Below are 13047 nucleotides of genomic sequence, written 5' to 3' on the forward strand. Positions count from 1 at the left end.
CAATGGAAATCAGTCTGTTGCAGGCACTGGCGTTGGGCGTTCTCGCCTTTATCGCCGGCCTGGATATGTTTAACGGCTTAACACATATGCACCGCCCGGTGGTACTCGGGCCGTTGGTTGGCCTGATTCTGGGCGATCTACACACCGGTATTTTGACCGGCGGTACGTTAGAACTGGTCTGGATGGGACTGGCACCGCTGGCAGGTGCACAGCCACCAAACGTGATTATCGGCACGATTGTAGGCACAGCGTTTGCTATCAGCACGGGCGTGAAGCCGGAAGTTGCCGTTGGCGTCGCCGTCCCGTTTGCCGTTGCGGTACAGATGGGGATCACGTTCCTCTTCTCGGTGATGTCCGGCGTGATGTCGCGCTGCGATCGCATGGCGGCCAATGCGGATACTCACGGTATTGAACGGGTCAACTATCTGGCACTGCTGGCCCTCGGTATCTTCTACTTCCTGTGTGCTTTCCTGCCGATTTACTTCGGTGCAGAACACGCGAAAACCGCCATTGATGTTCTGCCGGCACGATTGATTGATGGTCTTGGCGTCGCGGGCGGCATCATGCCAGCTATCGGTTTTGCCGTACTGCTGAAAATCATGATGAAAAACGTCTACATCCCTTACTTCATTATCGGTTTTGTGGCCGCAGCCTGGCTCAAGCTTCCGGTACTGGCGATTGCCGCTGCTGCCCTGGCAATGGCACTTATCGACCTGATGCGTAAAACACCTGAACCGACAGCACCTGCGTCCCGGAAAGAGGAATTCGAAGATGGCATCTAATCAAACAACTTTGCCTGGCGTTTCTGAAAGCGAAGAGACCCTGCTCACTGGCGTGAATGAGAACGTCTACGAAGACCAAAGTATCGGTGCCGAGCTGACGAGAAAGGACATTAACCGCGTAGCCTGGCGTTCCATGCTGCTGCAGGCCTCGTTTAACTACGAACGTATGCAGGCCTCCGGCTGGCTGTATGGCTTACTGCCTGCGCTGAAAAAGATCCACACCAATAAGCGGGATCTGGCGCGTGCCATGAAAGGTCACATGGGCTTCTTCAACACCCATCCGTTCCTGGTGACCTTCGTTATCGGCATCATCCTGGCCATGGAGCGCTCCAAGCAGGATGTGAACAGCATCCAGAGCACCAAAATTGCCGTGGGCGCACCACTCGGCGGCATTGGTGACGCCATGTTCTGGCTAACTTTGCTGCCCATATGCGGTGGGATTGGCGCAAGCCTGGCGTTGCAGGGTTCCATTCTGGGCGCCGTGGTCTTTATCGTGCTGTTTAACGTGGTGCATCTGGGCCTGCGTTTTGGTCTGGCGCATTACGCCTACCGGATGGGCGTCGCAGCGATCCCGCTGATTAAGGCCAATACCAAAAAGGTTGGTCACGCGGCCTCTATTGTCGGGATGACGGTGATTGGCGCGCTGGTGGCAACCTATGTCCGCCTTAATACCACGCTCGAAATCAAGGCCGGTGATGCCGTCGTCAAACTGCAGGCCGACGTTATCGACAAGCTGATGCCTGCCTTCCTGCCACTGGTCTATACCCTGACGATGTTCTGGCTGGTACGCCGTGGCTGGAGCCCACTGCGTCTGATTGGTATCACCGTGGTGCTCGGTGTTGTCGGTAAATTCTGTCACTTCCTGTAAAAGCAAAGAGGTTACGATGTTAGGCATTATTTTGACGGGTCACGGCGGTTTTGCCAGTGGGCTTGAGCAGGCGATGAAGCAGATCCTCGGCGAGCAACCGCAGTTTATCGCCATTGATTTTCCGGAGACCTCCACCACGGCGCGGCTGACCACCCAGCTTGAGCAGGCGGTGAGCGAGCTCAATGCAGAGCACGATATTGTATTTCTCACCGACCTGCTGGGCGGTACGCCGTTCCGCGTGGCGTCAACGCTCGCGATGCAAAGACCGGGCAGCGAAGTGATTACCGGCACCAACCTGCAGCTGCTGCTGGAGATGGTGCTGGAGCGCGACGGTTTAAGCAGCGAAGCATTTCGATTGCAGGCGCTGGAGTGCGGACATCGTGGGCTGACGAGCCTGGTAGACGAGCTGGGGCGCTGCCGTGAGGAAGCGCCTGCTGAGGAAGGCATATGAGCCAGCTGTTACGCGCTCGCCGCGTGCTCACCGAACTGGGCTGGTTTGAAGACCACCAGCTACGTATTGAAAGTGGGATCATCACGGCGATTGAGCCAATCCCCGTGGGCATTACGTCGCGCGATGCTGAGCTACTTTGCCCGGCCTATATTGATACGCACGTTCACGGCGGTGCGGGTGTGGATGTCATGGATGACGCGCCCGACGTACTGGATACTCTGGCGATACATAAAGCGCGTGAAGGCGTGGGCGCATTTCTGCCCACCACCGTCACCGCGCCGCTGGAGGCCATACACGGCGCACTTATGCGTATCGCCCGGCGCACTCGCTCCGGCGGGCCCGGCGCGCAGGTTCTGGGAAGCTATCTTGAAGGTCCGTACTTTACGCCGCAAAACAAAGGGGCGCACCCGCCGGAGCTTTTTCGGGAGCTGGATATCACTGAGCTGAACGCACTGATTGAGGTTTCGCAAAACACACTACGCGTGGTGGCGCTTGCGCCGGAAAAACCTGGCGCAATACAGGCGATTCGCCACCTTAAACAGCACGGTTTACGCGTGATGCTGGGCCATAGCGCCGCCACTTACGATCAAACCCTTGCCGCTTTTGACGCAGGTGCTGATGGGTTGGTCCACTGCTACAACGGTATGACGGGGTTACATCACAGGGAACCCGGCATGGTTGGCGCTGGGCTGACAGACAAACGTGCATGGCTGGAGCTGATTGCCGATGGTCACCATGTCCACCCTGGAGCCATGCGTCTGTGCTGCTGCTGCGCGAAAGACCGCGTGGTGCTGATCACCGATGCAATGCAGGCTGCTGGTATGCCTGACGGGGGCTACACCCTGTGCGGTGAAGAGGTCTGCATGCAAAATGGCGTCGTGCGTACCGCCACCGGTGGCCTGGCAGGGAGTACGCTCTCGCTGGATGCCGCCGTCCGCAATATGGTGGAGCACGCAGGCATCACCGCTGAAGACGCGATCCATATGGCCTCGCTGCACCCTGCAAGGCTGCTGGGTATTGATAACCAGCTCGGGTCGTTAGCATCAGGCAAACACGCCACGCTCATCGCGCTGGACGGTGGTTTACACCTCCAGCGGATCTGGATTCAGGGCCAGGCTCTTCCCCTTTAGCCCTTTCATTGTGTCTCCTGTTGGCCTTACGACACGCGATCGTAAGGCCTTTCTTTTCCTTTCCTTCTTCATTGCCTTTCCTTTTGCGATCACACTTTTCGTTTTATTTCTTTTCTTTCATTGAACTTTCGATTTCTTTCCTATAAATTTTATTTAACTACTCAAGTGAACAAGTGAAACGAAACGAAAGATAGCGACATATTTGCCAGCGTCTGATGTGGAATTCACACGACTAAGGACTGAGTTATGCCACAAATCACTACCGCCACAACTGGCACCTGGACCGAAGAAGAGATCCGTCAGCAACCAGCGAGCTGGATCCGATCGCTCAGCAACATTGATAGCCTGCGTTCGTCTATCGACGGTTTTCTGACTCCGCTGCTGCGCAAATCTGATCTGCGGATCGCCCTGACAGGGGCGGGCACATCTGCCTTTATCGGCGACATTATTGCGCCATGGCTTGCCAGCCACACCGGGAAAAACTTCACCGCCGTACCCACAACTGACCTGGTGACGAACCCAATGGATTACTTCAGCCCAGCGCATCCCTTGCTGCTGATTTCGTTTGCCCGCTCCGGCAACAGCCCGGAAAGCGTGGCGGCTGTAGAACTGGCCAATCAGTTTGTGCCGGAATGCTACCACCTGTCGATCACCTGCAATGAAGCAGGCAGTCTGTACCAGAACGCCGTCAACAGCGATAACGCCTTTGCCCTGCTGATGCCAGCCGAAACGCACGATCGCGGCTTCGCGATGACCAGCAGTATCACCACCATGATGGCAAGCTGTCTGGCGGTTTTCGCCCCGGAGACGATCAACAGCCAGACCTTCCGCGACGTAGCCGATCGCTGCCAGGCGATCCTGACGTCGCTCGGCGATTTCAGTCAGGGTGTCTTTGGCAATGCGCCATGGAAGAGGATCGTCTACCTGGGAAGCGGTGGCCTGCAGGGTGCCGCGCGTGAGTCAGCGCTGAAGGTGCTGGAACTGACGGCGGGAAAACTGGCGGCATTCTACGACTCTCCTACCGGTTTCCGTCATGGGCCGAAGTCGCTGGTGGATCACGAAACGCTGGTGGTGGTGTTTGTCTCCAGCCATCCGTATACGCGTCAGTACGATCTCGATCTGCTGGCCGAACTGCGTCGCGATCGCCAGGCCCTGCGCGTGGTGGCTATCGCCGCTGAAACGGATCCGGTTATTGAAGCGGGTCCGCACATCCTGCTACCGCCTTCTCGTTCGTTTATCGATATGGAACAGGCGTTCTGCTTCCTGATGTATGCCCAGGTCTTTGCACTTTCCCAGTCGCTCAGCGTAGGCAACACCCCCGATACACCATCCGCCAGCGGCACGGTCAACCGTGTGGTTCAGGGCGTTGTTATTCATCCGTGGCAGGCTTAAGAGGATCGGATCATGAGTATTATTTCTACCAAATATCTTCTGCAGGACGCGCAGGCAAAAGGCTACGCCGTACCGGCGTTCAACATCCACAACGCGGAGACGATCCAGGCGATCCTTGAAGTGTGCAGCGAAATGCGATCCCCGGTGATCCTCGCAGGCACGCCGGGCACCTTTAAGCATATTGCGCTCGAAGAGATCTACGCCCTGTGCAGCGCGTACTCCCTCACTTACGACATGCCGCTGGCGCTGCATCTCGATCACCACGAATCACTGGACGATATTCGTCGTAAAGTGAATGCCGGTGTACGCAGCGCAATGATCGACGGCAGCCACTATCCATTTGAGCAGAACGTGAAGCTGGTGAAATCCGTGGTCGATTTCTGCCACCTCAACGACTGCAGCGTCGAAGCCGAGCTGGGCCGCCTGGGCGGCGTGGAAGATGACATGAGCGTGGACGCCGAAAGCGCGTTCCTCACCGATCCGCAGGAGGCGAAACGCTTCGTCGAACTGACCGGCGTCGATAGCCTTGCTGTCGCCATCGGCACCGCGCACGGCCTGTATACCAAACGACCCAAAATCGACTTCCAGCGACTGGCCGAAATTCGCGAAGTGGTCACCGTACCACTGGTGCTGCATGGCGCGAGCGATGTTCCGGATGAGTATGTTCGCCGCACCATTGAGCTGGGCGTGTGCAAAGTCAACGTGGCAACCGAGCTGAAAATCGCCTTTTCTGACGCCGTCAAAGCCTGGTTTGCCGACAACCCGCAAGGTAACGATCCACGCTTCTATATGCGGGTCGGCATGGATGCCATGAAAGAGGTGGTCAGAAGCAAAATTACCGTTTGTGGCTCGGCAAATCGCTTGCTGCTGCCGGCAGAAGCCTGATTGAAAAGGATCTTACCCTGATGAAAAAAATCCTCTCCCTCTCAATGCTTGCCCTGTGTGTTTCTCATGGCGCGATGGCAGCAAACTACAGCCTTAATAACGACAATATTGCCCTGTCATTTGATGACGCAAACTCGACGGTCGTGGTTAAAGACACCAGGGCCAACCATCCTCTGACACCGCAGGAGCTGTTCTTTCTGACGCTGCCAGATGAGAAAAAAATCCACACGGCGGATTTTAAGATCAAGCATGTCGAAAAGCAGGACAACGGAATTGTCATCGACTTCACCCATCCGGACTTTAACGTCACGGTGAAGCTGAACCTGGTGAAGGGGAAATACGCCAGCATCGACTACACCATCGCAGCCGTCGGGCAGCCTCGTGAAGTGGCGAAAATCACCTTCTTCCCAACCAAAAAGCAGTCTCAGGCACCTTACGTAGACGGGGCAATTAACAGCTCGCCGATTGTCGCAGACTCGTTCTTTATCCTGCCGGATAAACCCATCGTTAATACTTACGCCTATGAAGCGACGACCAACCTCAATGTGGAGCTGAAAACGCCCATTCAGCCAGCAACACCAGTCAGCTATACCACCTACTTCGGTACCTTCCCGGAAACCAGCCAGCTGCGCCGGAGCGTAAACCAGTTTATCGACGCCGTCCGGCCGCGTCCGTATAAGCCTTATCTACACTACAACAGCTGGATGGATATCGGCTTCTTTACCCCTTACTCCGAGCAGGATGTGCTGGGGCGTATGGACGAATGGAACAAAGAATTTATCACCGGGCGGGGCGTAGCGCTGGATGCTTTCCTGCTTGACGATGGCTGGGATGATCTTACAGGGCGCTGGCTGTTTGGCCCGGCATTCAGCAACGGTTTTGGCAAGGTACGAGAGAAAGCTGACAGCCTCCACAGCTCCGTTGGCCTGTGGCTCTCGCCGTGGGGCGGATATAACAAACCGCGCGATACTCGCGTCTCGCATGCAAAAGAGTATGGATTCGAAACGGTTGACGGGAAGCTGGCGCTGTCAGGCCCGAACTACTTTAAAAACTTTAATGAGCAGATTAGTAAGCTGATAAAAAACGAGCATATTACCTCGTTTAAGCTGGACGGAATGGGTAACGCCAACTCGCACATTAAAGGCAGCCCGTTCGCCTCGGATTTTGACGCCTCTATTGCACTGCTGCATAACATGCGCAGCGCCAATCCGAACCTGTTTATCAACCTGACGACCGGAACCAATGCCAGTCCATCCTGGCTGTTCTACGCCGATTCCATCTGGCGTCAGGGTGATGACATAAACCTTTTTGGCCCTGGTACGCCGGTACAGCAGTGGATGACTTACCGAGACGCTGAAACGTACCGTTCCATTGTGCGCAAAGGCCCGCTCTTCCCACTGAACTCCCTGATGTATCACGGGATCGTCAGTGCAGAAAACGCTTATTACGGGCTGGAGAAAGTGCAAACGGACAGCGATTTTGCCGACCAGGTCTGGAGTTACTTCGCCACCGGCACGCAGTTGCAGGAGCTATACATCACCCCTTCAATGCTGAATAAGGCGAAGTGGGATACCCTGGCGCAGGCGGCGAAATGGTCGCGGGATAACGCCAGCGTGCTGGTGGATACGCACTGGATTGGCGGTGACCCAACTGCGCTGCAGGTTTACGGCTGGGCATCCTGGAGCAAGGACAAAGCAATTCTCGGCTTACGTAACCCGTCGGATAAGCCGCAAAGCTACTACCTGGATTTGACGAGAGATTTCGAAGTCCCGACAGGAAACGCGTCGCAGTTTAGTCTGAAGGCAGTGTATGGACGTAATTCAACCGTACCGGAGGCGTACAAAAACGCAGTGGTGATTACGCTGCAACCGCTGGAAACGATGGTATTTGAAGCATTCCCAGATAAATAAAAAGTGTTCAGTTGGCAGGTTAAGCCATGACCTGCCAGCTTCCCCCTTTCCTTGCCCCCACGCGTTTTAATTTACCTTTTGATTGCAAAGAACGGAGATAACGTTCCGCAGTGCGGGAAGTTACGCCCAAAACAGATGCCAACATTACCGCAGTCATTTGCGGTTGAACGGTAAGAAGCTCAAGGATAGTATTTTCCTTTTCCGACAATTCTTCCGACATTTTTTCCGACAATACTGACGACATACCTATGCCTTCCCGCAAAGCTTCAGCCATATTTTGCAGCATAAACTCCACGAATGCCGTGCAATCACTGGCCCGATCGCATTGTCCTAATATCTGGTAATAGCGCGCCTGCTGAAAATGGATGAGTGTCTCGACGGGTAGCCATGCCAGTTCCGCACGCCACTGGCTTAAGATCAACGTTTGCCACAGCCGCCCCATGCGGCCATTTCCATCTGAAAAGGGATGAATAAACTCAAACTCGTAATGAAATACCGAACTGGCAATAAGCGGGTGGAGATCAGTTTGCTTAAGCCAGGAAAGAAGATCGTCGATCAGACGGTTCATCTGGGAGGCAGGAGGAGCCATGTGGACTAACTGGTTTCCACGGTATACCCCTACGTCTCCATTCCTGAGCTTTCCAGGGAGATCGACCAAACCAGTCATTAATAACCGGTGTGCATTGAGTAAGTCATTGAGCTTCCATGGCTTCCATTCAGACAATTTCTCATATGCCAGGATAGCATTGCGGACTTCCTGAATATCTTTTTCAGGCGCGAGCACGCGCTTGCCATCCATGATTGCCGTCACTTGCCCGGTAGTCAGCGAGTTGTGTTCAATGGCCAGCGATGCCTGGATAGTGCGGATACGGTTCTCTTTACGCAGTAAAGGAGATGTCCTTCCGGAATGAGCCGCCCAATGCCCCAGCAACTCACCAATCTCAACAACCTGATTGAGAATTGATGGCGTGATTGCGAATGGAGGCAGGTAGCGGCTCATACGTTTACTCCCCCTGCTGCTCCAGCGCATACTTATACAGCGCATTTTTCTTCACGCCGTGAATTTCCGCCGCTAGCGCCGCAGCTTTCTTCAGCGGCAGTTCCGCCTGCAGCAGCGCCAGCGTGCGCAGCGCGTCGGCTGGCAGCGCGTCTTCCTGCGCTTTATGTCCTTCGACAATCAGCACCATTTCACCTTTACGGCGGTTTTCATCTTCCTTCACCCACGCCAGCAGTTCACCCACCGGTGCACCGTGGATCGTTTCCCAGGTTTTGGTCAGTTCGCGCGCCAGCACCACGTAGCGGGCTTCTCCCCACACGGTCACCATATCTTCCAGGCTCTCAAGCAGGCGGTGCGTGGATTCGTAGAAAATCAGGGTGCGCGGTTCCGCCTCCAGATTTTTTAACACGTCGCGGCGGCCTTTGGATTTGGCAGGCAGGAAGCCTTCATAGCAGAAACGGTCAGACGGCAGACCTGCGGCGCTCAGCGCAGCAATTGCGGCGCAGGGGCCCGGCAAAGGTACAACCCGAATCCCTGCTTCGCGGCAGGTACGCACCAGATGGTAACCAGGGTCGTTAATCAGCGGGGTTCCTGCATCGGAAACTAACGCAATGTTCTGCCCCTCTTTCAGCTTCGCCACCAGCGTTTCGGCTTTTTGTTGCTCATTGTGATCGTGCAGGGCAAACAAACGGGCGGTTATCGCGAAATGTTGAAGCAGTAAACCGGTGTGTCGGGTATCTTCAGCAGCAATTAAATCAACAGCTTGCAACACGGTAAGCGCACGTTGGGTAATATCAGATAAATTCCCGATAGGAGTAGGTACAATATAAAGCTGGCCTTGAGAATTATCCGCCGTTTCGTGTTGTTTCATTGTTTAGTCCGTATTGCCGATTTAATATTGAGCATTGCGTAAAAAAAATCACTGGATACAGTATGGTACCGTTAACGTTTCTTCGAAAAAAAGCCACTCGCAGCGTGCCGCTTCTGCTGGCAGCGCTGATCTTTGCAGGCTGTGGCACCCAGGCACCTGACCAGAGCACTGCACATCTGCAGGGTTCCGCTCAGGCTGATTCTGGTTTTTATCTGCAACAAATGTCGCAGAGTTCAAATGATACCAAGACCAACTGGCAATTACTCGCCATTCGTGCACTGTTGAAAGAGGGTAAAACCCAGCAGGCCGCCGAACTGTTCAATCAGTTACCGAAGGATCTTAACGACACCCAACGTCGTGAGCAGAGCTTGCTTTCCGCTGAGCTGAAAGTCGCACTGAAAGATTATGATGGCGCGAAAAAGATCCTGGGTAATATCGACGTCAGCGCGCTGGATAAAAATCAGCAGGCTCGCTTCTGGCAGGCAGGTATTGCCGCTGAGCAGGGTCGTCCTTCCCTGACACTGCTCCGTGCACTGATTGCCCAGGAACCGCTGCTCGGCGGTGCCGACAAGCAGAAAAATATTGATGCCACCTGGCAGGCGCTTGCCTCCATGACCCAGGAACAGGCGCAGGCACTGGTCATCAATGCCGATGAGAACGTACTGCAGGGCTGGCTGGATCTGCAGCAGATGTGGTTTAACAACCGCAACGATCCGAAGATGCTGAAAGCCAGTATTACTGACTGGCAAACCCGCTACCCGCAGAACCCGGGCGCGAAAATGCTGCCAACACAGCTGGTAAACGTGCAGAACTTTAAGCCCGCATCGACCAGCAAAATCGCCCTGCTGCTGCCGCTAAACGGTCAGGCGGCGGTATTTGGTCGCACTATTCAGCAGGGTTTTGAAGCGGCGAAAAACGGTACCACGCCGGTGACAGGCAGTGCCGTTCCAGCACAAGCAGCACAGGCAGCAAATGTGAACGATGTTGTCAGCCCGTCCGCAGCCGAGACCAGTGACCTGACCACCGCCCAAACCCCGGCGCAGGGCACGATGCAAAACCCGGTTACCGCACCAACGACACCTCCGGCAGCCGCAACTGCGCCTGCGCCTGCAACACAGGCTCCGGCTGAGACACAAGCGGCGCCGGCACCTGCTGCCACAGCACAACCGTCTGAACAGCAACCCGCAGCCCAACCTGCAGCACAGCCGCAAACCGTGGCAGCCTCCAGCGCCAACCCGGGTGCTGAGCTAAAAATCTACGACACCAGCTCACAGCCGCTTGACCAGGTTCTGGCGCAGGTTCAACAGGACGGTGCAAGCATCGTTGTCGGCCCGTTGTTGAAAAACAACGTGGAAGAACTGATGAAGAGCAATACCACGCTGAACGTGCTGGCGCTCAATCAGCCTGAGCAGGTTCAGAACCGCGCCAATATCTGCTACTTCGCACTTTCCCCTGAAGATGAAGCCCGCGATGCCGCACGACATATCCACGAGCAGGGTAAACAGGCTCCTCTGTTGCTCATCCCACGCAGTACGCTGGGCGATCGCGTCGCGAATGCCTTTGCCAATGAATGGCAGAAGCTCGGTGGCGGTATGGTACTGCAGCAGAAATTCGGTTCAGTCTCTGAACTGCGCGCTGGCGTAAATGGCGGAGCAGGCATCGCGCTGAACGGTAGCCCGGTAACCGCAAGCCTGCCGCAGCAGCAGGGCGTGACAATTGGCGGTCTGACAATCCCTGCCCCACCTACCGACGCGCAGATCAGCGGTGGCGGTAAAGTGGATGCCGCCTATATTGTCGCCACGCCGCAAGAGATCGCCTTTATCAAACCGATGATTGCAATGCGTAACGGCAGCCAGAGCGGTGCAACGCTGTACGCCAGTTCACGCAGCGCGCAGGGCACTGCAGGCCCGGATTTCCGTCTGGAAATGGACGGTCTGCAGTACAGCGAAATCCCTATGCTGGCAGGCAGCAATCCGGCACTGATGCAGCAGGCGCTGGGGGCAGTACGTAACGACTACTCTCTGGCGCGTTTGTATGCGATGGGTGTCGATGCGTGGGCGCTGGCGAACCACTTTACCCAGATGCGTCAGGTGCCAGGCTTTGAGCTTAACGGCAACACCGGCGATCTGACCGCTACTCAGGATTGCGTGATCAACAGGAAGTTATCATGGCTCAAATACCAGCAGGGGCAAATCGTCCCGGCCAGTTAAGCCGTAAAGAGACCGGCGATGCGTGGGAGTTAAAGGCGCGTCGCTGGCTTGAAGGCAAAGGACTGCGCTTTATCGCCGCTAACGTCCGTGGGCGCGGCGGCGAGATTGACCTGATCATGAAAGAGGCTCAGGTCATTGTGTTTGTAGAAGTCCGTTTTCGACAGTCCTCCCGTTTTGGCGGTGCTGCCGCCAGCGTGACGCTCGCCAAACAACATAAATTATTACAGACTGCCCACTTGTGGCTTGCCCGCCATAATGGGAGCTTTGATACTGTGGATTGCCGGTTCGATGTGATAGCCTTCACCGGAAATGAGATCGAATGGCTTAAAAACGCTTTTGGCGAAGACGCATAATTAAGATTTAAAAGGGATAACGTGCTCGAAAGAATTAAAGTGTGCTTCACAGAAAGCATCCAGACTCAGATTGCCGCGGCGGAAGCGCTACCGGATGCGATCTCCCGTGCCGCGATGACGCTGGTGCAATCCCTGCTTAATGGCAACAAAATCCTCTGTTGTGGCAACGGAACGTCAGCCGCCAACGCACAGCATTTTGCTGCCAGCATGATCAATCGTTTTGAAACAGAACGTCCGAGTTTACCTGCCATTGCACTTAATACCGATAATGTGGTCTTAACAGCGATTGCTAACGATCGTCTGCATGACGAAATTTACGCTAAGCAGGTGCGAGCCCTCGGCCATGCCGGAGATGTACTGCTGGCAATATCCACACGCGGCAACAGCCGGGACATTGTTAAAGCCGTTGAAGCAGCCGTAACCAGGGACATGACTATCGTAGCTTTAACCGGCTATGACGGTGGTGAGCTGGCGGGTCTGCTGGGGCCGCAGGATGTGGAAATCCGCATTCCTTCTCACCGTAGCGCGCGTATTCAGGAAATGCATATGCTGACGGTAAATTGCTTATGCGACCTGATCGATAACACGCTTTTCCCTCACCAGGATGATTAAGGAGTTCTTATGAAGGCTTTATCGACCCTCGCAGTCCTTATGTCTGCATTACTGCTTCAGGGATGTATCGCTGCGGCTGTCGTGGGTACTGCTGCGGTAGGCACCAAAGCGGCAACCGATCCGCGTTCTGTCGGGACGCAGGTGGATGACGGTACGCTTGAGCTGCGCGTCAACAGTGCACTGTCGAAAGACGAACAGATTAAAAAAGAAGCGCGCATCAATGTGACGGCTTATCAGGGCAAAGTGCTGCTTGCAGGCCAGGCCCCTAACATGGAACTCGCCTCCCGCGCCAAACAGATTGCGATGGGTGTAGAAGGTACGACAGAAGTCTTCAACGAAGTGCGCCAGGGACAGCCTGTCAGCCTGGGCACCGCATCGTCTGACACCTGGATCACCACCAAAGTGCGTTCCCAGCTGCTGGGTTCTGATCAGGTGAAATCGTCCAACGTGAAAGTGACGACGGAAAACGGTGAAGTGTTCCTGCTGGGTCTGGTAACCGACCGTGAAGGAAAAGCCGCGGCTGATATCGCCAGCCGGGTGAGCGGCGTGAAACACGTCACCACCGCGTTTACTTATATCAAGTAAC

General features: G+C 55.3%; 13 protein-coding genes. 11 read left to right on the forward strand and 2 right to left on the reverse strand.

Annotated elements, in window-relative coordinates; all coding sequences use genetic code 11:
- Nucleotides 1-2 precede the first annotated feature (2 nt).
- The 7 genes from agaW to AAHF05_RS19760 all read left to right on the forward strand — a co-directional run bounded on the left by agaW (nucleotide 3) and on the right by AAHF05_RS19760 (nucleotide 7418).
- Nucleotides 3-782, forward strand: coding sequence for a PTS N-acetylgalactosamine transporter subunit IIC (agaW, locus tag AAHF05_RS19730; protein WP_129324176.1), 780 nt, complete (start codon nucleotides 3-5; stop codon nucleotides 780-782).
- Nucleotides 772-1650, forward strand: a complete 879-nt coding sequence (agaE, locus tag AAHF05_RS19735; protein ID WP_028017071.1) for a PTS N-acetylgalactosamine transporter subunit IID — start codon at nucleotides 772-774, stop codon at nucleotides 1648-1650. Before agaW ends, agaE begins: the two co-directional genes overlap by 11 nt.
- A gap of 16 nt (nucleotides 1651-1666) precedes the next feature.
- Nucleotides 1667-2101, forward strand: coding sequence for a PTS galactosamine/N-acetylgalactosamine transporter subunit IIA (gene agaF, locus AAHF05_RS19740; RefSeq protein ID WP_028017070.1), 435 nt, complete (start codon nucleotides 1667-1669; stop codon nucleotides 2099-2101).
- A complete protein-coding gene (nagA, locus tag AAHF05_RS19745; RefSeq protein WP_049007622.1) occupies nucleotides 2098-3231 on the forward strand; it encodes an N-acetylglucosamine-6-phosphate deacetylase in 1134 nt (377 codons plus the stop codon). Before agaF ends, nagA begins: the two co-directional genes overlap by 4 nt.
- A 246-nt stretch (nucleotides 3232-3477) precedes the next feature.
- On the forward strand, nucleotides 3478-4623 hold the full coding sequence (locus AAHF05_RS19750) for an SIS domain-containing protein (protein WP_129324177.1): 1146 nt from the start codon (nucleotides 3478-3480) through the stop codon (nucleotides 4621-4623).
- A gap of 12 nt (nucleotides 4624-4635) precedes the next feature.
- On the forward strand, nucleotides 4636-5508 hold the full coding sequence (gene kbaY / locus AAHF05_RS19755; RefSeq protein WP_129324178.1) for a tagatose-bisphosphate aldolase subunit KbaY: 873 nt from the start codon (nucleotides 4636-4638) through the stop codon (nucleotides 5506-5508).
- Nucleotides 5509-5528: 20 nt separating this feature from the next.
- Nucleotides 5529-7418 (forward strand): enterotoxin, encoded by a 1890-nt coding sequence (locus tag AAHF05_RS19760; protein ID WP_129324179.1) that lies wholly within the window; start codon nucleotides 5529-5531, stop codon nucleotides 7416-7418.
- Between the two features lie 19 nt (nucleotides 7419-7437).
- On the opposite strand, the gene AAHF05_RS19765 is transcribed toward AAHF05_RS19760, so the two are convergent.
- Together AAHF05_RS19765 and rsmI are read right to left on the reverse strand one after the other, a co-directional pair.
- On the reverse strand, nucleotides 7438-8418 hold the full coding sequence (locus tag AAHF05_RS19765) for a Fic family protein (protein WP_049007618.1): 981 nt from the start codon (nucleotides 8416-8418) through the stop codon (nucleotides 7438-7440).
- Nucleotides 8419-8422: 4 nt separating this feature from the next.
- A complete protein-coding gene (rsmI, locus tag AAHF05_RS19770; RefSeq protein ID WP_129324180.1) occupies nucleotides 8423-9286 on the reverse strand; it encodes a 16S rRNA (cytidine(1402)-2'-O)-methyltransferase in 864 nt (287 codons plus the stop codon).
- 62 nt (nucleotides 9287-9348) lie between these two features.
- On the opposite strand from rsmI, the gene AAHF05_RS19775 reads away from it, so the two are divergent.
- Genes AAHF05_RS19775 through dolP form a run of 4 tightly spaced genes read left to right on the forward strand, consistent with a single transcriptional unit; the run spans nucleotide 9349 to nucleotide 13046 of the window.
- A complete protein-coding gene (locus tag AAHF05_RS19775; RefSeq protein WP_129324181.1) occupies nucleotides 9349-11496 on the forward strand; it encodes a penicillin-binding protein activator in 2148 nt (715 codons plus the stop codon).
- Entirely contained in the window at nucleotides 11454-11849 is a 396-nt protein-coding gene (locus tag AAHF05_RS19780) for a YraN family protein (RefSeq protein ID WP_028017062.1), read from the forward strand. The genes AAHF05_RS19775 and AAHF05_RS19780 overlap by 43 nt, the downstream gene beginning before the upstream one ends.
- 21 nt (nucleotides 11850-11870) lie before the next feature.
- Nucleotides 11871-12461 (forward strand): DnaA initiator-associating protein DiaA, encoded by a 591-nt coding sequence (gene diaA / locus AAHF05_RS19785; protein ID WP_003861754.1) that lies wholly within the window; start codon nucleotides 11871-11873, stop codon nucleotides 12459-12461.
- 9 nt (nucleotides 12462-12470) lie between these two features.
- The gene (gene dolP, locus AAHF05_RS19790) at nucleotides 12471-13046 is read left to right on the forward strand and encodes a division/outer membrane stress-associated lipid-binding lipoprotein (protein ID WP_028017061.1); all 576 of its coding nucleotides are present in this window, start codon (nucleotides 12471-12473) and stop codon (nucleotides 13044-13046) included.
- The last annotated feature ends 1 nt before the right edge of the window (nucleotide 13047 follow it).

This window comes from Enterobacter adelaidei, from assembly GCF_041937165.1.
GTDB lineage: Bacteria > Pseudomonadota > Gammaproteobacteria > Enterobacterales > Enterobacteriaceae > Enterobacter > Enterobacter adelaidei.